This is a genomic window from Pseudomonas sp. R3-57 (genome assembly GCF_051132065.1).
GTDB lineage: Bacteria > Pseudomonadota > Gammaproteobacteria > Pseudomonadales > Pseudomonadaceae > Aquipseudomonas.
The window spans coordinates 4520530-4544266 of record NZ_CP071655.1 but is presented as its reverse complement, the minus strand read 5'-3'; the positions used below and the strand labels follow the sequence as shown (position 1 = coordinate 4544266).

20 protein-coding genes and 1 pseudogene are annotated in these 23737 nt (G+C 59.4%); 12 read left to right on the top strand and 9 right to left on the bottom strand.

Going from position 1 to position 23737, the window contains the following annotated elements; genetic code table 11:
- Positions 1-297: 297 nt before the first annotated feature.
- The 4 genes from hrpA (at position 298) to J3P93_RS20385 (ending at position 6639) form a co-directional block, all read left to right on the top strand.
- A complete protein-coding gene (gene hrpA, locus J3P93_RS20400; protein ID WP_434591230.1) occupies positions 298-4209 on the top strand; it encodes an ATP-dependent RNA helicase HrpA in 3912 nt (1303 codons plus the stop codon).
- A 328-nt stretch (positions 4210-4537) separates the two neighbouring features.
- Positions 4538-5659 carry a beta-ketoacyl-ACP synthase III gene (locus tag J3P93_RS20395; RefSeq protein ID WP_434591228.1) on the top strand — a complete coding sequence of 374 codons (1122 nt, stop codon included), beginning with the start codon at positions 4538-4540 and terminating at the stop codon, positions 5657-5659.
- Positions 5660-5797: 138 nt separating this feature from the next.
- Complete coding sequence (locus J3P93_RS20390; protein WP_434591225.1) at positions 5798-6409, top strand: RNA polymerase sigma factor; 612 nt, start codon at positions 5798-5800, stop codon at positions 6407-6409.
- On the top strand, positions 6403-6639 hold the full coding sequence (locus J3P93_RS20385) for an anti-sigma factor family protein (RefSeq protein WP_208938317.1): 237 nt from the start codon (positions 6403-6405) through the stop codon (positions 6637-6639). Before J3P93_RS20390 ends, J3P93_RS20385 begins: the two co-directional genes overlap by 7 nt.
- A gap of 144 nt (positions 6640-6783) precedes the next feature.
- Here the strand turns inward: J3P93_RS20385 and J3P93_RS20380 are convergent, their stop codons facing one another.
- Positions 6784-8106 (bottom strand): putative porin, encoded by a 1323-nt coding sequence (locus J3P93_RS20380; protein ID WP_434591222.1) that lies wholly within the window; start codon positions 8104-8106, stop codon positions 6784-6786.
- A 279-nt stretch (positions 8107-8385) separates the two neighbouring features.
- On the opposite strand from J3P93_RS20380, the gene J3P93_RS20375 reads away from it, so the two are divergent.
- The gene (locus tag J3P93_RS20375; RefSeq protein WP_434598448.1) at positions 8386-9510 is read left to right on the top strand and encodes a GNAT family N-acetyltransferase; all 1125 of its coding nucleotides are present in this window, start codon (positions 8386-8388) and stop codon (positions 9508-9510) included.
- Between the two features lie 115 nt (positions 9511-9625).
- Here J3P93_RS20375 and J3P93_RS20370 read toward each other — a convergent pair whose 3' ends face one another.
- From J3P93_RS20370 to J3P93_RS20355, 4 genes are all read right to left on the bottom strand, one after another.
- Positions 9626-11458, bottom strand: a complete 1833-nt coding sequence (locus J3P93_RS20370; protein WP_434591219.1) for an ABC transporter ATP-binding protein — start codon at positions 11456-11458, stop codon at positions 9626-9628.
- A gap of 88 nt (positions 11459-11546) precedes the next feature.
- Positions 11547-12110, bottom strand: coding sequence for a peptidylprolyl isomerase (locus J3P93_RS20365; protein ID WP_093103676.1), 564 nt, complete (start codon positions 12108-12110; stop codon positions 11547-11549).
- Positions 12111-12113: 3 nt separating this feature from the next.
- Complete coding sequence (locus J3P93_RS20360; RefSeq protein WP_090282260.1) at positions 12114-12917, bottom strand: alpha/beta fold hydrolase; 804 nt, start codon at positions 12915-12917, stop codon at positions 12114-12116.
- A 14-nt stretch (positions 12918-12931) separates the two neighbouring features.
- The gene (locus J3P93_RS20355; RefSeq protein ID WP_434591215.1) at positions 12932-13855 is read right to left on the bottom strand and encodes a LysR family transcriptional regulator; all 924 of its coding nucleotides are present in this window, start codon (positions 13853-13855) and stop codon (positions 12932-12934) included.
- A 49-nt stretch (positions 13856-13904) separates the two neighbouring features.
- Here J3P93_RS20355 and J3P93_RS20350 point away from each other — a divergent pair, with 49 nt between their 5' ends.
- The 5 genes and pseudogenes from J3P93_RS20350 to J3P93_RS20330 all read left to right on the top strand — a co-directional run bounded on the left by J3P93_RS20350 (position 13905) and on the right by J3P93_RS20330 (position 18036).
- Positions 13905-14219: a 3-phosphoglycerate kinase gene (locus tag J3P93_RS20350; protein ID WP_258450130.1), complete on the top strand. Its 315-nt coding sequence runs from the start codon at positions 13905-13907 to the stop codon at positions 14217-14219.
- A gap of 229 nt (positions 14220-14448) precedes the next feature.
- Positions 14449-15048, top strand: coding sequence for an FMN-dependent NADH-azoreductase (locus J3P93_RS20345; protein ID WP_434591211.1), 600 nt, complete (start codon positions 14449-14451; stop codon positions 15046-15048).
- 334 nt (positions 15049-15382) lie between these two features.
- On the top strand, positions 15383-16249 hold the full coding sequence (locus tag J3P93_RS20340; RefSeq protein ID WP_434591208.1) for a carboxylate/amino acid/amine transporter: 867 nt from the start codon (positions 15383-15385) through the stop codon (positions 16247-16249).
- 310 nt (positions 16250-16559) lie between these two features.
- Positions 16560-16979 (top strand): DUF6088 family protein, encoded by a 420-nt coding sequence (locus J3P93_RS20335; RefSeq protein WP_090282264.1) that lies wholly within the window; start codon positions 16560-16562, stop codon positions 16977-16979.
- Positions 16948-18036, top strand: a pseudogene (locus J3P93_RS20330) (nucleotidyl transferase AbiEii/AbiGii toxin family protein). Before J3P93_RS20335 ends, J3P93_RS20330 begins: the two are co-directional and overlap by 32 nt.
- A 148-nt stretch (positions 18037-18184) precedes the next feature.
- Here the strand turns inward: J3P93_RS20330 and J3P93_RS20325 are convergent.
- Together J3P93_RS20325 and J3P93_RS20320 are read right to left on the bottom strand one after the other, a co-directional pair.
- Positions 18185-18808: a 3'-5' exonuclease gene (locus J3P93_RS20325; protein WP_090282266.1), complete on the bottom strand. Its 624-nt coding sequence runs from the start codon at positions 18806-18808 to the stop codon at positions 18185-18187.
- A gap of 292 nt (positions 18809-19100) precedes the next feature.
- The gene (locus J3P93_RS20320; protein ID WP_434591203.1) at positions 19101-20399 is read right to left on the bottom strand and encodes a mechanosensitive ion channel family protein; all 1299 of its coding nucleotides are present in this window, start codon (positions 20397-20399) and stop codon (positions 19101-19103) included.
- Between the two features lie 191 nt (positions 20400-20590).
- On the opposite strand from J3P93_RS20320, the gene J3P93_RS20315 reads away from it, so the two are divergent.
- Complete coding sequence (locus tag J3P93_RS20315; RefSeq protein WP_041070247.1) at positions 20591-21931, top strand: DEAD/DEAH box helicase; 1341 nt, start codon at positions 20591-20593, stop codon at positions 21929-21931.
- A gap of 51 nt (positions 21932-21982) precedes the next feature.
- Here the strand turns inward: J3P93_RS20315 and J3P93_RS20310 are convergent, their stop codons facing one another.
- Together J3P93_RS20310 and J3P93_RS20305 are read right to left on the bottom strand one after the other, a co-directional pair.
- A complete protein-coding gene (locus J3P93_RS20310) occupies positions 21983-22258 on the bottom strand; it encodes a hypothetical protein (protein ID WP_434591199.1) in 276 nt (91 codons plus the stop codon).
- Positions 22259-22331: 73 nt separating this feature from the next.
- On the bottom strand, positions 22332-23066 hold the full coding sequence (locus tag J3P93_RS20305) for a DUF899 domain-containing protein (RefSeq protein ID WP_434591196.1): 735 nt from the start codon (positions 23064-23066) through the stop codon (positions 22332-22334).
- 174 nt (positions 23067-23240) lie between these two features.
- Here J3P93_RS20305 and J3P93_RS20300 point away from each other — a divergent pair, with 174 nt between their 5' ends.
- Positions 23241-23633 (top strand): transcriptional regulator, encoded by a 393-nt coding sequence (locus J3P93_RS20300; RefSeq protein ID WP_434591194.1) that lies wholly within the window; start codon positions 23241-23243, stop codon positions 23631-23633.
- The last annotated feature ends 104 nt before the right edge of the window (positions 23634-23737 follow it).

The following is a 23737-nucleotide window of genomic DNA, read 5'->3' as shown; positions in this document are numbered from 1 at the left end:
GCTTTTAACTTGCAGCTTGCGGCTTGGCTGCTGAAAGCTGCTTTGCCCTGATCGTTCCCATGCTCTGCGTGGGAATGCCTCACCGGACGCTCCGCGTCCGCTTCTGGGACGCAGAGCGTCCCCGGCTGCATGCTCACGCGGAGCGTGGGAACGATCACCAGACAAGCAGCTACAAGCGGCAAACACCAAGCTACAAGTCACAGCGGCTTTTAACTTGCAGCTTGCGGCTTGGCGCTGACAGCTGCTTTTCTGCCACAATCGCCCCCTGCATTAACAGACGACCGAATTGCCTACCCGATGACCGACGAATCGCCCTCCATCGACAAACTGCTGAAAAACCTCGATCACGCCATGCTCGCCGACCGTCATCGGTTGCGCCGGCAGTTGCTTGAGCTGCGCAAGAAACCCGACGAGGCGAAACTGGCTCAGTGGGTGGCGCGCATGCAGGCGTCCTGTGATCAGGTGCTGGCGCGCAAGGCCAGCCTGCCGGTGATTCGTTACGACGACAGCCTGCCGATCGCGGCCAAGCGTGACGAAATCAAAAAGGCCCTGGAACAGCATCAGGTGCTGATCATCGCCGGCGAAACCGGTTCGGGCAAAACCACCCAGTTGCCGAAGATCTGTCTGGAAATCGGTCGCGGCCAGCACGGTTTGATCGGCCACACCCAGCCGCGTCGAATCGCTGCGCGCAGCGTCGCCAGTCGCGTCGCCGAAGAGCTCGGCACACCGCTCGGGTCGCTGGTCGGCTATCAGGTGCGTTTCGAAGATCAGAGCGACGCCAACACCCTGATCAAGCTGATGACCGACGGCATCCTGCTCGCGGAAACCCAGAACGACCGCTATCTGGAACGCTACGACACGATCATCGTCGACGAAGCCCACGAACGCAGTCTCAACATCGATTTCCTCCTCGGTTACCTGAAAACCCTGCTGCCGCGTCGTCCGGATCTGAAGGTTATCATCACCTCGGCGACCATCGATCTGGAGCGTTTTTCCAAACACTTCGACGACGCGCCGATTGTCGAAGTATCCGGCCGCACGTTCCCGGTGGAAACCTGGTATCGCCCGCTGACGCTGGAGCAGGACGAGGAGGGCAATCGTGTCGAGGATGACCTGACCGTCGATCAGGCGATTCTCGCCACTCTCGATGAAATCGCCGCTTACGAGCGCAGCGAACGCCGCAGTCCCGGCGATGTGCTGGTGTTCCTGCCAGGCGAGCGCGAGATCCGCGATGCCGCCGACATGCTGCGCAAGGCGCAGCTCAAACACACCGAAATCCTGCCACTGTATGCGCGCCTGTCGCCGGCCGAGCAGCAGCGGATTTTCCAGTCGCACCCCGGTCGCCGCGTAGTCCTGGCGACCAACGTTGCCGAAACCTCGCTGACCGTGCCGGGCATCCGCTATGTGATCGACAGCGGCACCGCACGCATCAGCCGCTACAGCTACCGGGCCAAGGTCCAGCGTCTGCCGATCGAGGCGATTTCCCAGGCCAGCGCCAATCAGCGCAAGGGCCGTTGCGGCCGGGTCGAGCCGGGTATCTGCGTGCGCCTGTACAGCGAGGAAGACTTCCTCGGCCGCCCGGAATTTACCGATCCGGAAATCCTGCGCACCAACCTCGCCGCCGTTATCTTGCAGATGCTGCACCTGCGCCTTGGCGAAATCACAGCGTTCCCGTTCATCGAACCGCCGGATGGCAAAGCGATCAGCGACGGTTTCAATCTGCTGCAGGAGCTTTCGGCAGTCGACCGCAACAGTCAACTGACGCCGCTCGGCCGCCAGTTGGCGCGCTTGCCGGTCGACCCGCGCATGGGCCGCATGCTGCTCGAAGCGGCGAAACTCGGCAGCCTGCAGGAAGTGCTGATCGTTGCCAGCGCCATGTCGATTCAGGACCCGCGCGAACGTCCGCCGGAGCGTCAGCAAGCGGCCGATCAGGCCCACGCGCAATGGAAAGACAGCGACTCGGACTTCGCCGGGCTGGTCAATCTATGGCGCGGTTTTGAAGAGCAGCGCCAGGCGCTGACGGCCAGTCCGCTGCGCAACTGGTGCCGCAAGAATTTCCTCAATTACATGCGCTTGCGCGAATGGCGCGACTCGCATCGCCAGTTGAGCCTGATCTGCCGCGACCTGCAGTTGAGCCTGAACAAAGAGCCGGCCGACTATCCGAAACTGCACAAAGCGGTGCTGGTCGGCTTGCTCAGCCAGATCGGCCAGAAAACCGAAGACGGCGATTACCTTGGCGCGCGGCAGCGGCGTTTCTGGATTCATCCGTCGTCGGGTATCGGCAAGAAACGCCCGCAATGGCTGATGGCGGCTGAGCTGGTGGAAACCACCAAGCTCTATGCGCGCATGGTCGCCAAGATCGACGCCGACTGGATCGAACCGCTGGCCGGGCACCTGATCAAGAAAAACCACTTCGAACCGCACTGGGAAAAGAAGCGCGGCCAGGTCGTGGCCTTCGAGCAGATCACCTTGTTCGGCCTGATCGTCGTCGGCCGGCGCCCGGTGCACTACGGCCCGGTCGATCCTGTGGTGTCGCGCGAGCTGTTTATCCGCGAAGGCCTGGTGCGCGGCGAGATTCAGTCGCGGGCCAAATGCCTGAGCGCCAACCAGCAATTGCTCGAGCAGCTCGACGAACTGGAAGCCAAGGCGCGCCGCCGCGACATTCTTGCCGACGAAGAAACCCTCTACGCGTTCTACGACGCCCGTCTGCCAGCCGAAATCCACCAGACCGCGACCTTCGATAGTTGGTACAAGGTCAACAGCCATAAGAACCCGCAACTGCTGATCATGCGCGAAGAGGACGTGCTGGCCCGCGAGGCCAGTGAAGTCACCGCACGCGATTACCCGGACACGCTGCACATCGGCGATCTGGAACTGGCGCTGACCTACCACTTCGAACCCAATCACCCGCGCGACGGCGTGACCCTGCGTGTGCCGGCGCCGCTGTTGCCGATGCTGCCGCCGGAGCGCCTGGAGTGGCTGGTGCCGGGGCTGATCGAGGCCAAATGCGTTGCGCTGGTGCGCAACCTGCCGAAGGCCCTGCGCAAAAATTTCGTGCCGGTGCCCGACTTCATCAAGGCTGCGTTGCAGCGCATGACCTTCGCCGAAGGTTCGCTGCCGCAGGCGTTGGGTCGCGAATTGCTGCGCATGACCGGTGCGCGGGTCAGTGACGAGGCGTGGGCGGAAGCAGCGCAGCAGGTCGAAAGCCATCTGCGCATGAACCTGGAAATCGTCGACGGCCAAGGCAAGTTCCTCGGTGAAGGTCGCGATCTGGCCGAGCTGACCGCGCGCTTTGCCGAAGCCAGTCAGGCGGCGCTGGCGGTGCCGCAGAGTGCCAAAAGTCAGCAGCCGGTGGAGGCGAAAGTCTTCGCACCGGTGGCGGAAAAGACTCAGCAAAAAATTGCCGGCCTGTCGATGACGGTGTATCCGGCGCTGGTCGAGGAGGGCGGTACGGTCAAGGAAGGGCGCTTCTCGACGCCGGCCGAAGCCGAGTTCCAGCATCGTCGCGCCTTGCAGCGCTTGTTGATGCAGCAACTGGCCGAGCCGGCCAAATTCCTGCGCGGCAAGTTGCCGGGGCAGACCGAGCTGGGCTTGCTCTATCGTGAGCTGGGCCGCGTCGATGCGCTGGTCGAAGACATTCTGTTGGCCAGTCTCGACAGCTGCATCCTTGACGGCGAAGACCCGTTGCCCCGTGACGGTGCCGGTCTGGCGGCACTGGCCGAGCGCAAACGCGGCAACTGGACCGAGCACGCCGAGCGCGTGGCACGCCTGACGCTGGAGATTCTCAAGCTCTGGCACGGTTTGCAAAAACGCTTCAAGGGCAAGATCGACCTCGCTCAGGCTGTGGCGCTGAATGACATCAAGCAGCAAATCGGCCATCTGGTTTATCCGGGGTTCGTCCGTGAAACGCCGATGCAGTGGCTCAAGGAGCTGCCGCGCTACCTGAAAGCAGTCGAACAGCGCTTCGACAAGCTTGCTGCGCAATTGCAGAAAGACCGGGTCTGGAGCGGCGAACTCGCCGGTCTCTGGACGCAATACCAGGCCCGCGCGGCCAAGCATGCGCAGGAAGGCAAACGCGATCCGCAGCTTGAGTTGTACCGCTGGTGGCTGGAGGAATACCGCGTCTCGCTGTTCGCCCAGCAGTTGGGCACGAAAGTACCGATCTCCGACAAGCGCCTGAGCAAACAGTGGAGCCAGGTAGAACCCTGACCTCGAGCCATGCGCAATCCCCTGTAGGAGTGAGCCTGCTCGCGATTGCGGTGTGTCAGTCACATTATCACTGGCAGACAGATCGCTATCGCGAGCAGGCTCACTCCTACAGGGGGAGCGGCGTTTAGCAGGAGAATGGCGCCAAAACGCAGGGTTTATGGCAAACTTCGCCACCATAAACGCCGGTTTCGCGACTCAGAGCCTTCGGCCGTGTCGCGCCGCGGAATAAAACGATGCCAGGTTTGCGTCCCTCGGACGGGAATAGACCCTTTGTGTGTTGGTACGACGGTTCCAGCACTTTCTGCCTGAACAGATTAGAGAAACGAGCATGCATAACGTCGTCATCAGCGGCACCGGCCTGTACACCCCGGCCAACAGCATCTCCAACGAAGAGCTGGTGGAATCCTTCAATACCTACGTCGCCCGGTTCAACGCCGACAATGCCGAGGCCATCGCCCGCGGCGAAATTCAGGCCCTGACCGAATCCAGCGCCGCGTTCATTGAAAAAGCCTCGGGCATCAAGAGCCGCTTCGTCATGGACAAGGACGGCATCCTCGATCCGCAACGCATGGCCCCGCGTCTGCCGGAGCGTTCCAACGACGAATGGTCGGTGCTCTGCCAGATGGCCGTGGGTGCGGCCGAGCAAGCCTTGCAGCGTGCCGGCAAGACCGCCGCCGACATCGACGGCGTGATCGTTGCCTGCTCGAACCTGCAACGCGCCTATCCGGCCATTGCGATTGAAGTTCAGGAAGCGCTGGGCATTGAAGGTTTCGGTTTCGACATGAATGTCGCCTGTTCTTCGGCGACCTTCGGCATTCAGGCAGCGGCCAACAGTGTGCAACTGGGCCAGGCCCGAGCGATTCTGATGGTCAACCCGGAAGTCTGCACCGGGCACCTGAACTTCCGCGACCGTGACAGCCACTTCATTTTCGGTGACGCCGCCACAGCCGTGATCATCGAGCGTGCCGATCTGGCCACTTCCAAGTACCAGTTCGACGTGGTCAGCACCAAGCTGCTGACCAAGTTCTCCAACAACATCCGCAACAACTTCGGTTTCCTCAACCGTGCGGCTGAAGAGGGCATTGGCACCCGCGACAAGCTGTTCGTGCAGGAAGGCCGCAAGGTGTTCAAGGATGTCTGCCCGATGGTTGCCGAACTGGTCGGCGACCATCTGCAGGAAAACCAGCTCAATGTCGCTGACGTGAAGCGCTTCTGGCTGCACCAGGCCAATCTGAGCATGAACCACCTGATCGTGCGCAAACTGCTCGGCCGCGAAGCCACCGAAGAAGAAGCGCCGGTGATTCTCGACACCTACGCCAACACCAGTTCGGCCGGTTCGGTGATTGCATTCCACAAATATCAGGACGATCTCGCCTCCGGTTCGCTGGCGGTGCTCAGTTCGTTCGGTGCGGGTTACTCGATCGGCAGCGTGATTCTGCGCAAGCGTTGAAAATCGGTTTAATTTCCGCTTAATCGCGGCGACCTTTCCTACATCCGAATCGGCTCTGACGCTGTAATTTTTCCGCAGAGAGCGGCAGGCCAATCACCTGCCGCGTTCATCTATGGAATCGGAACAAGGGGATGATGGATGGCGGCTGACGATACCCTCCTGCTCACGCGCCTGCTGGCCGGCGAGCAACAGGCATTCAAGGAACTGGTGACGACGTATCAGAGCGCCATGCGCGCCGTGGCTTACGCCATCGTCGGTCAGCGTCACGTCGAAGAGGTGGTACAGGACGCCTGGCTGTCGGTGGTGCGCCATCTGGGCAGCTTCGAGGGGCGTTCCAGCCTCAAGACCTGGCTGCTGACCATCACCGCCAATTCGGCGAAAAGTCGCTACAAGCTCAATCGTCGCGAAGTGCTGATGGATGACTTGCCATCGCCTCACGGCAGCATCGACGACGATCGTTTTTCCTCGGCTGACGGCCATTGGCTGGTAGCACCGTTCGCCTGGCATCAGGACACGCCCGAGGCGCTGCTCACCGAAGGCGAATTGCGTGACTGCCTGGAACACACGCTGCTGAGCCTGTCGGAACTGCAGAGCAGCGTCTTGCTATTGCGCGAGCGGCAGGGACTGGAACTGGAAGAAATCTGTAATCTTCTGGAGATCTCGCTCTCCAACGTGCGTGTGCTGCTGCATCGTGCGCGGCTGAAAGTCTTCGCGACCGTGGAGCATTTTGAGGAGACCGGAGAATGCTGACCTGCAAGGAACAAGTGGCGCGCTCCAGCGATTATCTCGATGGCCAGTTGAGCTTTCGGGAAAAACTGATGGTGCGCCATCACCTGCTGTTCTGCCCCAACTGCCGCCGGTTCATTCGGCAGATGCGCTTGATGCAGGCGACGCTGAAGGCGATGCCGGAGCAACCGCAGGAAGGGATAGACGCGCTGGCTGAACGGCTGGCGACGCAGAGACGCGACGACAGCCCTTGAAAAAATCAGCCCGGGGCAGCGCCAGCGAACGGATGATGGGGATCGCTGTAACTGTACCGGGCTGCAGGAAAACCAGCTTCGTTCGACAAGCCGCAAGGGGAGCGGTGACTTGCAGCTTGTCGCTCGAAGCCTGGAGCTGTTTTCTTAGAACTTGGCTTCGGCATCCAGTTGCAGGGTGTTGGCGTCTGCATCGCGCTGACCGCGGCTGGCGAAGTCGGCCTTGGTCAGGAAGTAGGTCGCGCCGATGGCGAAGTTCTTGTCGATGTCGTAACCGACCTTGAACTTGTGACCACGCGAACCGGTAGTGCCGTTGGCGAAGTCGGAATCGGTGAAGGCACCGACCACGGCGTTGCGCTGCACGTCGCGGTAGTTGTAGTCGAGGTTCATACCGAACACTTTCGATTTCGCGCCGAGCAACCAGGCGGTGTCCTGATCGGTCACGGCATCGTTGTTTTTCACGTACTGACCGTAGAACGACAGTGGCATCGGCAGACCGCCGATGTCGACCTGGCTGAACCCTTCATACAGACGGAATTCGTTGTTGGCCGAGTTGCCGTTGACGGCCAGGGCGCACGGTGTCGAAGTACCGGTGCAACGGCTGTCGTCGTCGTTCTGGTAGGCGTAGACACTGCCGCCCAAAGTCACTTTCAGGTTATCGGTGATGTTGAAGCGGCTGCCCAACTGGCCGGCGGTCAGACGCAAGTCGTGACGGAACTGCACGCCGTCGCCGTCGACGTTGTCCTTGAGGTTGTAGTTACCCAGGCTGCCGAACAGCTCGGCGCTGCCGCCCAACGGGTACTTGTAGGTCAGTGCCAGACCTTCCGGGTTGATATCGCTGTCCCAGATCACGTCGCCCATGCTCACCCACGGTTGCAGCATCTTGCCGCCGATGATGTGCAGGTTCTTGATCTGGTCTGGGTGGTAGTCGATGTAGCCGAGGTCGAGCCAGATCTGCTTCTTGTCGAAGTAGTTGTCCTGGTCCTGGTTGGTCGAACGCGCGTCGTCACCGCCGCCGGTGGCGATACGAATGCCGGTGTCGACCTGCGGGTTGATCTCGGTGTAGGCGCCCAGACGGGCACGGATACGCTGACGATCCTTGTCGCGGCCGCCGTTGTTCGGCTCGCCATCGATCTTGATGGTTTCCTGACGGACACGCACATCGCCCTTGAACTGGGTCTTGGCCGCCCAGGCCAGTTTCTGGTCGAAGGCGCTTTGTTCGTTGCTCTTCTTGGCGACAGCCGCGACTTGTTCGTTGGTCTCTTGCTGCGCCTGCTGGGCGATTTGCTGAGCCTTCTGATCCTTGGCCAGCTCCGTTTGCAGTTCGATGTACTGCGCCTGGGAAATCGAACCGTTGGCCTTGAGCATGTCGAGCAGTTTGGCGTCGACTGCGGCACTGGCCGGAACACTCATGGCCAGCAACAGGCCGCCACACAGGGCTGCCGCAGTTTTCGTGGAAGCAAGACGCATAGCAATCTCCGAAGATGAAAGGGATGGCTGAACCATCCTGGGCACAACCGACGTTGACGTCGGAAAACTGTGTCCGGGCTAGAACCCGGCGCTCTAAAAACAGGCGCCAGTATCGCGATCGTTTATGACAGAGCAGTGGCACGGTGATGGCAGGATGATGACGATCGCGATGCGCCCTGAACTATCGGGCTAGAGCACTGTCGTCGCGATGGCGGGTGTGCAACGGTGCGCAATCGGCGATACTCGCCGGGCGCTGAAGTCTGTCTGGAGAGCCTGTCGATGCCGTTGCAATGCCTGCAAAACCTGTCGCAAATCGCCCCGGCGAGCTGGGACGCACTGGTGCCGGAAAACCAGCCGTTTCTGCGTCACGCTTTCCTCAGTGCGATGGAGGACAGCGGCAGCGTCGGCCCGCACAGCGGCTGGCAGCCCGAACATTTGCTGCATGTTGAAGGGGATCGCCTGATCGCCGCGTTGCCCGGTTACCGCAAGTGGCATTCCTACGGCGAATACGTGTTCGACCACGGCTGGGCTGACGCCTGTGCCCGTGCCGGCATCGACTATTACCCCAAGTATCTCAGCGCCGTGCCGTTCAGCCCGGTTGGCGGCCCGCGCCTGTTGGCAGCGAAGGTTGAAGACGGTTTCGAACTGCTCAAAAGCCTGCCGGGCTATCTGGAGATCGAAGGGCTGTCCAGCGCGCACATCAATTTCACCGACCCGTTCACCGACGCGGCGATGGCTGAACAGCCGGGCTGGCTGCAGCGCATCGGCTGTCAGTATCACTGGCAGAACCGCCGCTACCGCGACTTTCAGGATTTCCTCGATGCGCTCAGCTCACGCAAGCGCAAGCAGATGCGCAAAGAGCGCGAGCAGGTGGCTGGGCAGGGTTTCAAATTCGAGTGGCTGGAGGGGCGTGAGCTGGACCAGACGCAATGGGATTTCGTCTACGCCTGTTATGCCAATACCTACGCGGTGCGGCGCCAGACGCCGTACCTGACCCGTGAGTTCTTCAGTCTGCTCGCCGAGCGCATGCCCGAAGCGATTCGCGTGGTGTTGGCCAAACAAGCTTCACGGCCGGTGGCGATGGCCTTCAGTCTGGTCGGTGGCGACAGTTTTTACGGGCGTTACTGGGGTTGCCTGGCCGAGTTCGATCGGCTGCATTTCGAGACGTGCTTCTATCAGGGCATGGACTATGCGATTGCCCAGGGCTATCAGCGCTTTGATGCCGGTGCGCAAGGTGAGCACAAGCTGATTCGCGGGTTTGAGCCGGTGATCACCCATTCGTGGCATTACTTGCGCCATCCAGGGTTGAAGGCGGCGGTGAAGGACTTCCTCCAGCAGGAACGGGCCGGCGTCTTGGCCTATGCCGAAGAAGCCCGCGCCGCCTTGCCCTACCGCCAGACCTGACATGATCGTTCCCACGCTCTGCGTGGTAACGCCTCAAAGGACGCTCTGCGTCCAGTGACGCGGAGCGTCACGGGCTGCATTCCCACGCAGAGCGTGGGAACGATCATGGGGTGCGTCAATCGATGCCGACAAAGCCTCCGGTCTGATGCGCCCACAGCCGCGCGTACAAGCCGCGATGGGCGAGCAGTTCGGCGTGGGTGCCGCTTTCGGCGATCTTGCCGTTTTCCAGCACCACCAGCCGGTCCATGCGCGCGATGGTCGAAAGGCGGTGGGCAATGGCGATCACGGTTTTGCCTTGCATCAGGGTTTCCAGGCTTTCCTGAATCGCCGCTTCGACCTCCGAGTCGAGCGCCGAGGTGGCTTCGTCCATGATCAGGATCGGTGCGTCCTTGAGCAGCACCCGCGCGATGGCGATACGTTGCCGCTGGCCGCCGGACAGTTTCACCCCACGTTCACCGACATGTGCATCGAAGCCGGTACGGCCCTCGGCATCGGACAGCCGCGGAATGAACTCATCGGCGCGGGCCTTGTGCACCGCTTCCCACAGCTCGGCGTCGGTCGCGTCGGGTTTGCCGTAGAGCAAATTGTCGCGGATCGAACGGTGCAGCAAGGAGGTGTCTTGAGTGATCATGCCGATACGCTCGCGCAGGCTTTCCTGGCCGACTTCGGCGATGTTCTGGCCATCGATCAGAATCCGCCCGCCCTCGACGTCGTAGAGACGCAGCAGCAGGTTGACCAGCGTCGATTTGCCGGCGCCGGACGGGCCGATCAAACCGATCTTTTCTCCCGGTTTGATGTTCAGGTTGAGGTCGCCGATGATCCCGCGCTGTTTGCCGTAGTGAAAGTCCACGTGCTCGAAACGCACTTCGCCATGGGCCACTTGCAACGGTTTGGCCTGCTCGTGATCGGTGACGCTGACCGGTTGCGAAATGGTGCGCAAACCGTCCTGGACCATGCCGATGTTTTCGAAGATCCCGGTCACCACCCACATGATCCAGCCGGACATGTTGACGATGCGGATCACCAGCCCGGTCGCCAGAGCAATCGCGCCGACCGTGATCAGCGACTGCGTCCATAGCCACAAGGCCAGCGCCGTAGTGCCGACGATCAGCAGGCCGTTCATGGTGGTGATCGTCACGTCCATGCTGGTCACCACACGGCCGGCCATTTGTGCTTTGACGGTCTGCTCTTCGATGGCCTCTTTGGCGTAGTGCTGTTCGAAATTGGTGTGAGCGAACAGTTTCAGCGTGGCGATGTTGGTGTAGCCGTCGACGATGCGGCCCATCAGTTTCGAGCGCGCGTCGGAAGCTTCCACCGAGCGTTCTTTGACGCGGGGTACGAAGTAATACAGCGCGCCGATGTAGGCGACGATCCACGTCAGCAGCGGAATCATCAGGCGCCAGTCGGCCTCGGCGAACAGCACCAGCGAACTGATCGCGTAGATCACCACGTGCCACAGCGCGTCGACCGCCTGCACGGCCGAATCGCGCAGCGAGTTGCCGGTCTGCATGATGCGTTGGGCAATGCGCCCGGCGAAGTCGTTCTGGAAGAAATTCAGGCTCTGCTTGAGCACATAACTGTGGTTCTGCCAGCGAATCATGCTGGTCATGCCGGGGCTCAGGGTCTGGTGCACCAGCAGGTCATGCAGGGCGAAAAAGATCGGCCGCAGCACCAGGGCCACCACCAGCATCCATGTCAGTTCGAGGGCGTGGTCGCTGAAGAAATTCGGGTTCGGCGTGCCCTGCGCCAGATCAATGATGCGGCTCAGGTAACTGAACAGCGCCACTTCAATCAGCGAGGCAAACAGGCCGACGACCAGCAGGGCGGCGAAACTCGGCCAGACTTGCTTGAGATAATAGGTATAGAAAGGCCAGACACGGTCTGGAGGAGACGCCGTCGGGGCGTCGCGGAATATGTCGATCAGTTGTTCGAAACGGCGATAGAGCATCAGATAATCGCCCGCAAGACGGGCTCTCCTTTTATCAGTGTGAGCGGCGCGGGATCAGGCCGTCGCCGCTCGTAATGCCCTGCAGCAATCAGTCGATGCGCTTGGCCGACTTGATGATCACAGGGTCGACAGGCACGTTTTGCATGCCTTGTTTGGTAGTGGTTTGCGAGTTGACGATGATGTCGACCACGTCCATGCCCTTGACCACTTTGGCGAATACCGCGTAACCGGCATCGCGGCCCGGATCAAGGAATGCGTTGTCAGCCACGTTGATGAAGAACTGGCTGGTGGCCGAATCCGGGTTGGAGGTGCGCGCCATTGACAGGGTACCGCGAACGTTGTGCAGGCCGTTGCTGGCTTCGTTCTTGATCGGCGCCTTGGTGTCTTTCTGCTGCATCTGCTGGGTAAAGCCGCCGCCCTGGGCCATGAAGCCCGGGATCACACGGTGGAAAATCGTGTTGGTGTAAAAGCCGCTGTCGACGTACTCAAGGAAGTTCTTGGTGCTGATCGGTGCCTTGACCGGGTCCAGTTCGATTTCGATCTGGCCGTTGGTGGTGTCGAGCAAAACATGGGGCGCCTTGGCTGGGGTAGCAGCCATCAGGTTGGCGGCAAACAGCACGGTACCAGCGGCGAGGGCGAGTTTTTTCAGCATGGGTCAGTGATCCTGAGATTGAATATCGGCTGCGGCGAGAAACTCCAGCAGCGTGTGGTTGAAGCGTTCGGGTTGATCGAGCGGGGTGGCGTGGCGCGAGTCGGCGATCACCACCAGCCGCGCATTCGGTAGCAGTTTTACATAGGTTTCTTTCAGCGCCACGGGCGTGTAGTCGCGGTCGGCGCTGACGATGAGGGTTGGACAGGTCACCCGGGAAAGTCGTTCCTGAACCCCCCAGCCCACAATCGCATCGAAGCTGGCGAGATAAGCACGTTTGTCGTTTGTTGCCCAGCGTTCGGCCATTTTTCGTCGCAGGTCGGCCTGTTCCGGTTTGGGAAACAGTTTGCTGCCGAGGGCTTTGCCGATGGTTTCCAGACTGAGCAGGCGCATCAGGCTCCAGCGTTTGAACCACTGCCAGTAGTCGTCGCGGCTGCGCAATTTGACCTGTGGCGCGCTGTTGACGATGGTCAGGCTTTTCAGCGCCTGCGGCTGATCGACGCCGAGCTGGAAGCCAATCATGCCGCCCATCGACAGGCCGACGTAATGCACCGGGCCGAGGTTCAGATAATCGATCAGGGCGAGCAGATCGGCGCTGAAACCGGCGATGCTGTAACGCTCGCGCGGCTTGTCCGAGCGGCCGTGACCGCGAATGTCCGGGACGATCACCCGGTAATGCGCGGCCAGGGCCGGAATCTGCATCTCCCAGTCCAGCGTGCTCGAACCGAGCCCGTGGACCAGCAATAACGGGGCACCGTGGCCATATTCTTCGTAGTGCAGGTTGCAACCATCGTGCTCGAAAAAAGCCATCGGTGAACTCCGTGTCAGGCTTGTTCGGGGGCGGCGAACGGGGCGTCCAGCGGCAAGGTATCGAAGGTGCGCAGCAGCTCGATGAGGATTTGCGTGGCCGGGCCCAGCGGTTTGTCCTTGTTCGAATACAGATAGAAGCTGGAATTGCGATTGCCGCCTCTGTCCAACGGTAGCAGCTTCAGCGAGCCATCCTTCAGTTCCCGCTCGATCATGTGCCGGGGCAGCCAGGCGAAGCCCAGTCCGCTGCTGACAAACGTTGCGGCAGTGGCAAGGCTGCCGACCGTCCAGCGCTGTTCGGCGCCGAGCCAGCCGACGTCGCGCGGCTGCTGGCGACCGGAGTCGCGGATCACTACTTGCATCTGGGTCTCGAGATCCTGAAAGCTCAGCTCGCGATTGAGCCGGTGCAGCGGGTGATCAGGGTGGGCCACGGCGACGAATTCGACATCGCTCAACTCCGCACCCAGGTAACCGGGAATGCTCAGGCCGGTGATCGCCAGATCGGCAACGCCTTCGAGCAGGACTTCCTCAACGCCCGACAATACTTCTTCGCGCAGACGCACCCGGCAGCCGCGACTCTGCGGCATGAACGCGGTCAATGCCCGCACGATGCGCGCGCTCGGATAGGCCGCATCGACCACCAGGCGCACTTCGGCTTCCCAGCCTTGCTCCATGTGGTGGGCAAGGTCTTCGAGCTGGCTGGCCTGTTTCACCAGTTGCCGGGAACGGCGCAGCAACACGCCGCCGGCTTCGGTGAGCACGGCTTTACGGCCGTCGATGCGCAGCAGCGGCACGCCGAGCTGGTCCTGCATGCGCGCGACGGTGTAGCTCACCGACGATTGCGAACGGTGCAAGATCTCGGCGGCCTGGGCGAATCCGCCGTGGTCGACCACGGCCTGCAACGTTCGCCATTGATCCAGGGTCACGCGGGGCGCTTTCATCAATAGCTCCTCTTGTCCTAAGCTGGCCGTTCCCCATGGAGAGCGGCGAATGAAAAAATTCTGTTGTGTGGTGCTGGCGTTGCTGCCGTTGACGGCCTTTGCTTATCCGATCGATGTGCGGAAAGACCTCAACGGCATGAAGATCGACTACGAGACCTTCGACACCGATAACGATATCGGCTCGATCCGCGTGGCCAACTACGGTGACGTTGATGCAACGTGTCGTGCCGTATTCAGCAACGGCCCGGAAGCGCCGCGCACGCGCAGCATCGACGTGCCGGCCGGAAAACATAAAAACGCCACGGCCAAGTTCACCCGCGAGATCATCAAGCTGCGCATCAAACTGACCTGCACCCCGAAATAACGGTAATCCCCTGTAGGAGCGAGCCTGCTCGCGATAGCGGTGTGTCAGTTACCGATGATGTCGGCTGATCGACCGCTATCGCGAGCAGGCTCACTCCTACAGGTATGGGTTAGCTTATAAACGAATTTATCGATCGGTTACAGCGGATAATTGCGCTTTTTAATCGATTCAGCCCTGTTTAACCTTCACTCCATCGACCTACAACATATTCGGATGGAGGCTACACAGCATGTCCCGCGTTCTGATCATCGAAAGCAGCGCCCGCCAGCAAGACTCGGTTTCCCGTCAACTGACCCAGACCTTCATCGCTCAGTGGAAAGCCGCGCACCCGAACGATCAGATCAGCGTGCGTGACCTCGCCGTGAACCCGGTGCCGCACCTGGACGCCAACCTGCTGGGCGGCTGGATGAAGCCTGTCGAACAGCGCAACGAAATCGAGCAAGCTTCGCTGGACCGCTCCAACGCCCTGACCGATGAGTTGCTGGCGGCCGATGTGCTGGTGCTGGCGGCGCCGATGTACAACTTCGCTATTCCGAGCACGCTCAAGGCCTGGCTGGATCATGTGCTGCGCGCCGGGGTGACCTTCAAGTACACCGAAACCGGTCCGCAAGGCCTGCTCAATGACAAGCGTGCCTTTGTCCTGACGGCGCGTGGCGGGGTGTATGCCGGTGGCCCGGCGGATCATCAGGAACCGTACCTGCGTCAGGTCATGGGTTTCATCGGCATCCACGACGTAACGTTCATTCACGCCGAGGGCATGAACCTTGGTGGCGACTTCCAGGAGAAGGGCCTCAATCAGGCCAACGCCAAACTGTCCCAGGTCGCTTGAGATGTTAATCGCCAGATAATCGCTGGATGGTCTAGTGACCTGGCGCAACCCCTTCAAGGCTTTACGCGCAACGAACCTCCCTTTGCACTTTTGCTCCTGAGTGCTGTAGCCCGATTGAACGCTTTAGCGAGATCGGGCTTTTTTTTGCCCACGATTTGACGGCCAACACAATTTCCCTTGTAGGAGTGAGCCTGCTCGCGATGACGGTGTGTCAGCCAATGCAGATGTGCCTGAACGACCGCTATCGCGAGCAGGCTCACTCCTACAGGGGATTTCTGTTGGTTGCAGAATCGAAAACCGCTATCGTCGCCGCCATTCGATTTCCGAGGCGAGCATGGGCTATCTACTTTTTGTCACGCTGATCCAGGCGTTTTCCTTCAGTCTGATCGGCGAATACCTGGCGGGGCATGTTGACAGTTATTTTGCCGTGCTGGTGCGTGTGGTGCTGGCCGGCCTGGTGTTCATTCCGTTGACGCGCTGGCGTTCGGTAGAGCCTGGGTTCATGCGCGGCATGCTGCTGATCGGTGCGTTGCAGTTCGGTGTGACTTACGTCTGCCTGTACCTGAGCTTCCGTGTGCTGACCGTCCCGGAAGTCTTGCTGTTCACCATCCTGACGCCGCTGCATGTTACGTTGATCGAGGACGCGCTGAACCGTCGCTTTAATCCTTGGGCGTTGATTGCTGCGCTGGTGGCGGTGGGCGGGGCGGCGGTGATTCGCTTCGACAGCATCAGTCCGGACTTCTTCATGGGTTTCCTGCTGCTGCAGCTGGCCAACTTCACTTACGCGGCGGGGCAGGTGCTGTACAAGCATCTGGTGGCGAAACACCCGAGCGATCTGCCGCATTACCGGCGCTTCGGTTATTTCTACCTCGGCGCACTGGCCGTGGTATTGCCGGCGTTCCTGTTGTTCGGTAAAGCCAACTTCCTGCCGGAAGCGCCGCTGCAGTGGGGCGTGTTGTTGTTTCTGGGGCTGGTGTCGACGGCGTTGGGTCTGTACTGGTGGAACAAGGGCGCGTGCATGGTCAACGGCGGCACGCTGGCGGTGATGAACAACCTGCACGTGCCGGTGGGGTTGTTGTTGAACCTGCTGATCTGGAATCAGGATGAGGAACTGGGGCGGTTGTTCCTTGGCGGGAGTGTGATTCTCGCCGCAGTTTGGATTAGCCGGTTGGGTTTCCGCAATTTCCCGGCCAGCGCGTAATTGCTGACCACAAAATATCCGATGGGAGCGGGCTTGCCCGCATATTTCATCGGCGTTGCTTGATATGTTTTCCAAGCTCGCGAATGCTGACCGATCTAGTGCTACTGGCGGGAGGCCTGAGAGCGAATCTTCCCCACTCGACATCGTCCCGGTGCTTTTTCCAGTTCTGAATTCGGCCTTCCTGCACCAATAGAGCTTCGCGCATGGATGCGCAGGTTTTGTCAGGTCAAAGGCTGGCTCCTACTAGCCAATCTCGCGGTGAAGACCTATAGTGACCTGAAGGTAAATAGCTTGTCTTGGGAGGTGATTTATGAAACTCGAAGACCGCATGAGCCGTTCAATCAAGCAGCGTGCGGGCATCGTCGTGTTGCGCTCGGAGTTTTCAAGCATGGGTAGCGATTCGCAGGTCGGCCGTGTTTTGGCGCGGTTTGTTGCGAACGGTATGCTTGTGCGTGTGAGTAAAGGCGCATTTGCGAAAGCGCGTATTAATCAGTACACGGGCAAACCAACGCCCGCAGGCACTCTGGAAAAGATTGCTACTGAGCTTTTCCGCAAGCTCAATATTACGATCGCGCCCAGTAGCCTTGTTGCTGAGTACAACAGCGGTAGAACGACTCAAATCCCTATGGGTACGGTTGTCAATACCGGAAGTCGACGTATTTCTCGTAAAGTGACGGTAGGGGACAACGCTGTAGTTTATGAAAACTCTTCCAGAACCGCTGCGGGTTAGCATCGAGGATGCGTCCACGGCTGGCATTCTTAAAAACATGCCAGCTGCTGTCGCAGAGAAAGACCAGCACATCACTGATGCGCTGCATGCACTTTCGCGAATCCACATGGTTCACCTCGCAACCCAGGTGAATCGGAAAAAGGGTGATCCCAAGCCTGCGACGGTCAATGTTGCAACGCGAATGGTTTTTGCTGGCGGCACCTGTCTATCGAAGGCATACGGCCTTATCGAGCGGATGTCGGAAGATATTGACATCAAGGTTGAGCTGGATAATCCGCCTGAAGGTTACGCTTTTCCAAAAGACCTGGGGGATCGTAGCCGGCTGAAAGCGCTGCACGGAGCGGTCGAGGCGGCCTTGTCCGAGCTTGATTTTCAATGAGTCGTGAATAGAAGTAATCCAATTTATAGGGATACCCATCGTTACTACTGTTTGATGGTGTCGTACGAAGCTCACTTTCAGGATGCGGTAGGAACTTTGCGTCCGCAGCTAAAGATTGAGCTCGTTTGTCGGCCTCCCATGATTCCGTCGCAAACACAAAAATTGGGTTACATGCTTGAAAAACTTGATGGGTGTAAAGACCCTTTCCAGTTCCCCATGGAGTGCATCACCGTAGCTGAGACCCTAGCGGAAAAGATACTCTCACTGCTGCGACGCTGTGCCAGCAGTTGGGCTGGGTATCAGCCTGAAGAGTTCGATACTGCGCTGGTTCGCCATGTATACGATGTGTGGCGTATCGCGACGGCGTACCCCGGGGCGATAGAGCCTGCTGCAAAAGTATTCGCCTTGTCGGTAGGTAAGGACGTCACCGAGTTTGGCAGACGGCACCCAGAGTTCGGAGCAGATCCGTTCGGGGTCTTGCGGCATGCCCTTGAGGTCGCCGCGATACATGATGGGTTGAAAGCCAATTTCGGAGAAAGGCTCATACCTCTGCTTTACGCTGAAGAAACACCTGATTTCGACACCTGCTTTGCAGCGTTTGCAAGGGTCGCGCATTATTTGCTGGATCATTGTGCAGCCAGCAATGACGCCATTGATGCAGTCAGTGGTGCTGCTTGAGCGCGCAAGGGTGTCTCGCTGATCGTTCGTTGAGCATAATTTGTGTGAGTTCGGGCAAGTGTCGGTGCTCATGGCCGCGGGAAGTGGATGTATGGCCATTCGTGATCAGGCCCTTGTGACTTGGATGGGCCTCCTGGTACGCAGTCTATTACCGACCAAGCATGTGAGTCGCCACGTTTGCCGCATTCCGGGCATCATCGATGCCACGATGGTAGGTGCCTTCCCACACCAGTCCTGACATCGCCACGGCAGGCTGAAGGCCTAATGCACGGCAGTCGAAAATTTTCCAGTGCCATTTCTTCAAGTTGGTGTGAAGCATCCCATCGAGCATTGGTCTGCAATGTAGGCGAGAGGCATCTTGCTGCAGTTGCTTGAAGTCATAATCCCCCCATGAACACCACATCGAGTTTGGGTAGGCTGCCAGAAATACTTCAAGCATCTGACCAACTTTGGCGTAGCCGGGAGCTGCGTCAACGTCGCTTTGCCTGATCGTCGTCAGCCCTCGACAAAAGTCGGTAAGCACGGGGTGCAGAGTAGGTCGGACAAAGCTCTGAAATTGATCAATCACTTTGAGGGACGAAAGCTGGATCACAGCCAAGCCAATCTCAATGGTTTCCATTTCATCGCGTTTCACCATCAGTTGCCGTGGAGGCTCGCCCGGTCTGGGGGGCTCATCACACGTCGCCTCAAGATCGATACACAGAAGATATTGGTAGGGGGCTAGTACCTCCCGAAGTGCTGCCAAGTGCTGGGGCTTACGAACAGGTACCATGCTCAGCTCTAATTTTTGAGATCATGAATGATGACCAGTTTCCAAGTGTCTTTATGGAAATTATCCGATGTCAACGCGCGTTGTCCACCGATCAGACCTCTATGACCGCGCTCGACAGATGGGGATGCATGCTGGTTATTGGTGGCGAAGGGAGGCGCGATCTTGGGGGGAGCGAAGTAGCGCCTGAGAGACTTTATATGCTCAAGCTCAAGCGCCCGCAGTGTCACTCAGTATCGATGTGACTGACACCCCTCAATCACCAGCAGGCTGGCTCCCACATTGGTTTTATGAACTACATCAAATGCTTTTCAGGCTCGGGAATGCTGGAAGCGCCCAACACCGCCGGCAACAACCCCGAACGCAAATCCCCGCCACTTGGCTGCTGATACAGGCTCAAGCCAAACTCCGGCAGCACCGCCAGCAGGTAATCAAAAATATCCCCCTGAATCCGCTCGTAATCGGCCCAGACCGTGGTGCGGGTGAAGCAGTAGATTTCCAGCGGAATGCCCTGCGCGGTGGTCTGCATCTGGCGGACCATGCAGGTCATGTTCGGCTGAATCTCCGGATGGCTCTTCAGGTATGCCAGCGAATAGGCGCGGAAGGTGCCGATATTGGTCATGCGTCGGCGGTTGGCCGACATTGCTGCGACATTGCCCTGCGCCTCGTTCCAGGCCTTGAGTTCGGCTTTCTTGCGGCTCATGTAGTCGGTCAGCAGGTGCACTTGCGAGAGCTTTTCTTCTTCATCGTCACGGATGAAGCGCACGCCGCTGGCGTCGATGAACAGGCTGCGCTTGATCCGTCGTCCGCCCGATTGCTGCATGCCGCGCCAGTTCTTGAACGACTCGGACATCAACCGCCACGTCGGGATCGAAACGATGGTCTTATCGAAATTCTGCACCTTGACCGTGTGCAGGGTGATATCGACCACATCGCCGTCGGCGCCGACCTGCGGCATTTCGATCCAGTCGCCGACCCGCAGCATGTCGTTGCTGGTCAGTTGCACGCTGGCAACGAATGACAGCAGCGTGTCCTTGTAGACCAACAGAATCACCGCCGACATCGCACCCAGACCGGACAGCAGCAACAGCGGCGAGCGGTCGATCAGGGTGGCGACGATGATGATCGCGCCGAACACGTACAAGACCATTTTCGCCAGTTGCACGTAGCCCTTGATCGAGCGGGTGCGCGCGTGTTCGGTACGCGCATAGATGTCGAGCAGGGCATTGAGCAGGGCGCTGACCGCCAGCAGCAGGAACAGAATAGTGAACGCCAGCGCCACGTTGCCAAGGAAATTCATCGCGTTTTTGCTCAGCTCGGGCACCAGATGCAGGCCGAACTGAATTACCAGCGACGGCGTCATCTGCGCCAGACGCTGAAACACCTTGTTGTGACGAAAGTCGTTGATCCAGTGCAGCGCCGGTTGACGCCCGAGCATGCGACTGGCGTGCAGGATCAGATAGCGCGCCACTCGTCCGAGGACGAGGGCGACCACCAGCAGCACCATCAGCGCCAGCCCTGATTGCAACAGCGGGTGCTGTTCGAGGGTGCCCCAGAGGTCCTGAGCTTTGAGCCAGAGCTGTTTGATATCCATAAGCGAAACGGTTCTTCTATAAGACGCGAGGGACGATTAGAGCATTTAAGACGCTGCGTATTACGATTGGAGACAAATCAGGCAACAAAAAAACCACTGATTGCGCCCGTTTGCATAAAGAAACTCGGCCTGAGCGCTCGAAACCGGTAACCTATGCAGCTGTTTTTTTGCATATCTTCGAGGTAGCACCCGTGTTTTCCCAATTCGCCCTGCACGAACGCCTGCTTAAAGCTGTGGCCGAGCTGAAATTTGTCGAGCCAACGCCTGTGCAAGCCGCGGCCATTCCGCTGGCGCTCCAAGGGCGTGATCTGCGGGTGACGGCGCAAACCGGTAGCGGCAAAACCGCCGCTTTCGTTCTGCCCATTCTCAATCGCCTGATCGGCCCGGCGAAGATTCGCGTCAGCATCAAGACGCTGATCCTGCTGCCGACCCGCGAACTGGCCCAGCAGACCCTGAAGGAAGTCGAACGCTTCTCGCAGTTCACCTTCATCAAGTCCGGCCTGATCACCGGCGGTGAAGACTTCAAGGTCCAGGCGGCGATGCTGCGCAAAGTGCCCGACATCCTCATTGGCACCCCGGGCCGGATGATCGAGCAACTCAACGCCGGCAACCTCGACCTCAAGGAAGTCGAAGTGCTGGTGCTCGACGAAGCTGACCGCATGCTCGACATGGGTTTTGCCGAAGACGTACAGCGTCTGGTCGATGAATGCCCGAACCGTCAGCAGACCATGCTGTTCTCCGCCACCACCGGCGGTTCCGGCCTGCGCGAGATGATTGCCAAGGTGCTGAACAACCCCGAGCACTTGCAGCTCAACGCGGTCAGCCAGCTCAACTCGACGACTCGCCAGCAAATCATCACCGCCGACCACAATCAGCACAAAGAGCAGATTGTGAACTGGCTGCTGGCCAACGAGACCTACCAGAAAGCGATTGTTTTCACCAATACCCGCGCCATGGCCGACCGCATCTACGGCCGCCTGGTGGCGCAGGAATACAAGGCGTTCGTGCTGCACGGCGAAAAAGACCAAAAGGATCGCAAACTGGCGATCGATCGCCTGAAGCAGGGCGGCGTGAAGATTCTGGTGGCGACCGATGTTGCGGCCCGTGGTCTGGACGTTGATGGTCTGGATCTGGTGATCAACTTCGACATGCCACGCAGCGGCGATGAATACGTGCACCGCATTGGTCGTACTGGCCGTGCCGGTAACGACGGTCTGGCGATCTCGCTGATCTGCCACGGCGACTGGAACCTGATGTCGAGCATCGAGCGCTATCTGAAGCAGAGCTTTGAGCGCCGCACTATCAAGGAAGTCAAAGGCACCTACGGCGGGCCGAAGAAGGTCAAGGCCTCGGGCAAAGCGGTAGGCGTGAAAAAGAAAAAGACTGACGCCAAGGGCGACAAGAAGAAAACCGCGGCCAAGACGCCGACCAAGCGCAAGAGCGCCAACCGGCCAAAGCCGGATTCGCTGGTGAGCAGCGACGGCATGGCCCCGCTCAAGCGCCGCAAGCCGGCCGAGCCTGCGGCTGAGTAAGCGTTTTCATCGCGCACAAAAAAACCGGACGATGTCCGGTTTTTTATGCCTTCAGCTATCGGCTTTTTTCTCTGCCGAGCTCAGCTCTTTCAGACGCTGATCGATCAACTGGCACTTGTCCGGTAGATCGGCACTGGCTGTGCCCAGATCCATCTTCTGCAACTCGGCGTTGATCTCCTTGGCTTTTTGCGGATTCTGTTCGGTGAGCTTGGAGACTTCCTTCGCCAGTTGTTCACGTTTGATCGTCGCTTCTTCCGGCGTGCAGGCCCAGACGGGCAGGGCGCAGGCGAGAGTGGCGGCAAGAGACAGCTTGAGCAGGGTTTTCATCGGGGCAGGCCTCAGTTCCGGTTAAGGCGGGTTACGCGGTTGAGGGCGAGACGCAGGGAAAAGTTCATTCGTCTCAACTGCCGTGGCAGCAACCGGAGCGGGTAGCCCCTTCGTAACGATCATGATGCCGCACCCAGTCCATGATCTCGTCTTCATTGCGGCCCTTGGGCGTGAGGTCAAGGTAGTGGTAGGCGCCGACCAGCATGTCAAGGCCGCGGGCATAGGTTGAATAAGTGTGGAAAATCTCGCCTTGATCGTTGCGATAAAACACGCTCAACCCGGGCATTTCTTCCTCGGCGCTGTCGGTCTTTTCGTAATTGTAGGTAGCCGTCCCTGCCGCGACGTCGGCCGCGCGTGCGCAGACGCCGAAGTCATAATTGAAGTCGCAACCTTCTGAGGACACCCAGTCGAATTTCCAGTCCATGCGTTTTTTGAAATCCTGAAACTCGCTGAACGGCGCGTGAGACACGGCAACCACGGCGACATCGTGATGGGCCAGATGCTGGTTGGCGCCGTCAATGTGGTCGCTGAGGAACGAGCAACCCTGACAACCTTGCTGCCAGTCCTTGGCGAACATGAAGTGGTAGACGATCAACTGGCTGTGCTTGCCGAACAGGTCGGTGAGCTTCAGCTCGCCGTTCGGGCCCTGAAAGTGATAGTCCTTGTCGACCTTGACCCAGGGCAGGGCGCGACGCTCGGCGCTGAGACGGTCGCGCTCGCGGGTGAAGGCTTTTTCGTGGGCCAGGTGTTGCTGGCGCGCGGCGAGCCATTCTTCGCGCGATACCACCGGATGGTTTTCAACGTTCATGACGATGTCTCCTGCGGGGTTGAAGCGGCTGTTTCAGATTAGTCGTTCAACGGGGAGGGAAATCGACAGACCGCCGGTCGGTCAGTGCCGCGAACGCGGCTGAACGGCTGTGTGCCGCTCCGGTCACAACCTAAGAACGCACCATTACCGATGCGCACCGGAGGTTGAATCAGGATGACCACATACAACTGGGATTTGATTGAACGCTTGCTGCATGAAGTGCAGAACAGCGCCGGGCACAGTTTTACGCCGCGCCCGTATGCCGAGGAACACGCCGCGAATATGGCGGCGTCGGGTGAGCCGGTGGAGAATCTGGATCATTTGAAAACGCAGGCGTGCCAATACGAGAAATTGCTGCTGGAACGCGGTTTCATCGAGCCACGGCCAGAGGACGAGGGCGGCAACGGCGAAAACTTCGTCCTGACCCCGCGCGGTGCGAGCCTGCTGAGCCTGATCGACAGCAGCATTCCCGGCAATGACCACCCGCGTGAGGTGCTGGACGAGCAGGAAGATGCGCTGGATGAGCTGACGTTTGATGAAGTGGCATCCAAGGCGCAGATTGCCTGAAGCCAACACCTGACCTGTAGGAGTGAGCCTGCTCGCGATAGCGTTTTTTCAGTCACATCACTGGTGACTGAACCACCGCTATCGCGAGCAGGCTCACTCCTACA

Bases quoted from the DNA above. Each gene is read 5' to 3' on its own strand.
- hrpA (WP_434591230.1), top strand. From the start codon at position 298: ATGACCGACGAATCGCCCTCCATCGACAAACTGCTGAAAAACCTCGAT.
- J3P93_RS20395 (WP_434591228.1), top strand. From the start codon at position 4,538: ATGCATAACGTCGTCATCAGCGGCACCGGCCTGTACACCCCGGCCAAC.
- J3P93_RS20390 (WP_434591225.1), top strand. From the start codon at position 5,798: ATGGCGGCTGACGATACCCTCCTGCTCACGCGCCTGCTGGCCGGCGAG.
- J3P93_RS20385 (WP_208938317.1), top strand. From the start codon at position 6,403: ATGCTGACCTGCAAGGAACAAGTGGCGCGCTCCAGCGATTATCTCGAT.
- J3P93_RS20380 (WP_434591222.1), bottom strand. From the start codon at position 8,106: ATGCGTCTTGCTTCCACGAAAACTGCGGCAGCCCTGTGTGGCGGCCTG.
- J3P93_RS20375 (WP_434598448.1), top strand. From the start codon at position 8,386: ATGCCGTTGCAATGCCTGCAAAACCTGTCGCAAATCGCCCCGGCGAGC.
- J3P93_RS20370 (WP_434591219.1), bottom strand. From the start codon at position 11,458: ATGCTCTATCGCCGTTTCGAACAACTGATCGACATATTCCGCGACGCC.
- J3P93_RS20365 (WP_093103676.1), bottom strand. From the start codon at position 12,110: ATGCTGAAAAAACTCGCCCTCGCCGCTGGTACCGTGCTGTTTGCCGCC.
- J3P93_RS20360 (WP_090282260.1), bottom strand. From the start codon at position 12,917: ATGGCTTTTTTCGAGCACGATGGTTGCAACCTGCACTACGAAGAATAT.
- J3P93_RS20355 (WP_434591215.1), bottom strand. From the start codon at position 13,855: ATGAAAGCGCCCCGCGTGACCCTGGATCAATGGCGAACGTTGCAGGCC.
- J3P93_RS20350 (WP_258450130.1), top strand. From the start codon at position 13,905: ATGAAAAAATTCTGTTGTGTGGTGCTGGCGTTGCTGCCGTTGACGGCC.
- J3P93_RS20345 (WP_434591211.1), top strand. From the start codon at position 14,449: ATGTCCCGCGTTCTGATCATCGAAAGCAGCGCCCGCCAGCAAGACTCG.
- J3P93_RS20340 (WP_434591208.1), top strand. From the start codon at position 15,383: ATGGGCTATCTACTTTTTGTCACGCTGATCCAGGCGTTTTCCTTCAGT.
- J3P93_RS20335 (WP_090282264.1), top strand. From the start codon at position 16,560: ATGAAACTCGAAGACCGCATGAGCCGTTCAATCAAGCAGCGTGCGGGC.
- J3P93_RS20325 (WP_090282266.1), bottom strand. From the start codon at position 18,808: ATGGTACCTGTTCGTAAGCCCCAGCACTTGGCAGCACTTCGGGAGGTA.
- J3P93_RS20320 (WP_434591203.1), bottom strand. From the start codon at position 20,399: ATGGATATCAAACAGCTCTGGCTCAAAGCTCAGGACCTCTGGGGCACC.
- J3P93_RS20310 (WP_434591199.1), bottom strand. From the start codon at position 22,258: ATGAAAACCCTGCTCAAGCTGTCTCTTGCCGCCACTCTCGCCTGCGCC.
- J3P93_RS20305 (WP_434591196.1), bottom strand. From the start codon at position 23,066: ATGAACGTTGAAAACCATCCGGTGGTATCGCGCGAAGAATGGCTCGCC.
- J3P93_RS20300 (WP_434591194.1), top strand. From the start codon at position 23,241: ATGACCACATACAACTGGGATTTGATTGAACGCTTGCTGCATGAAGTG.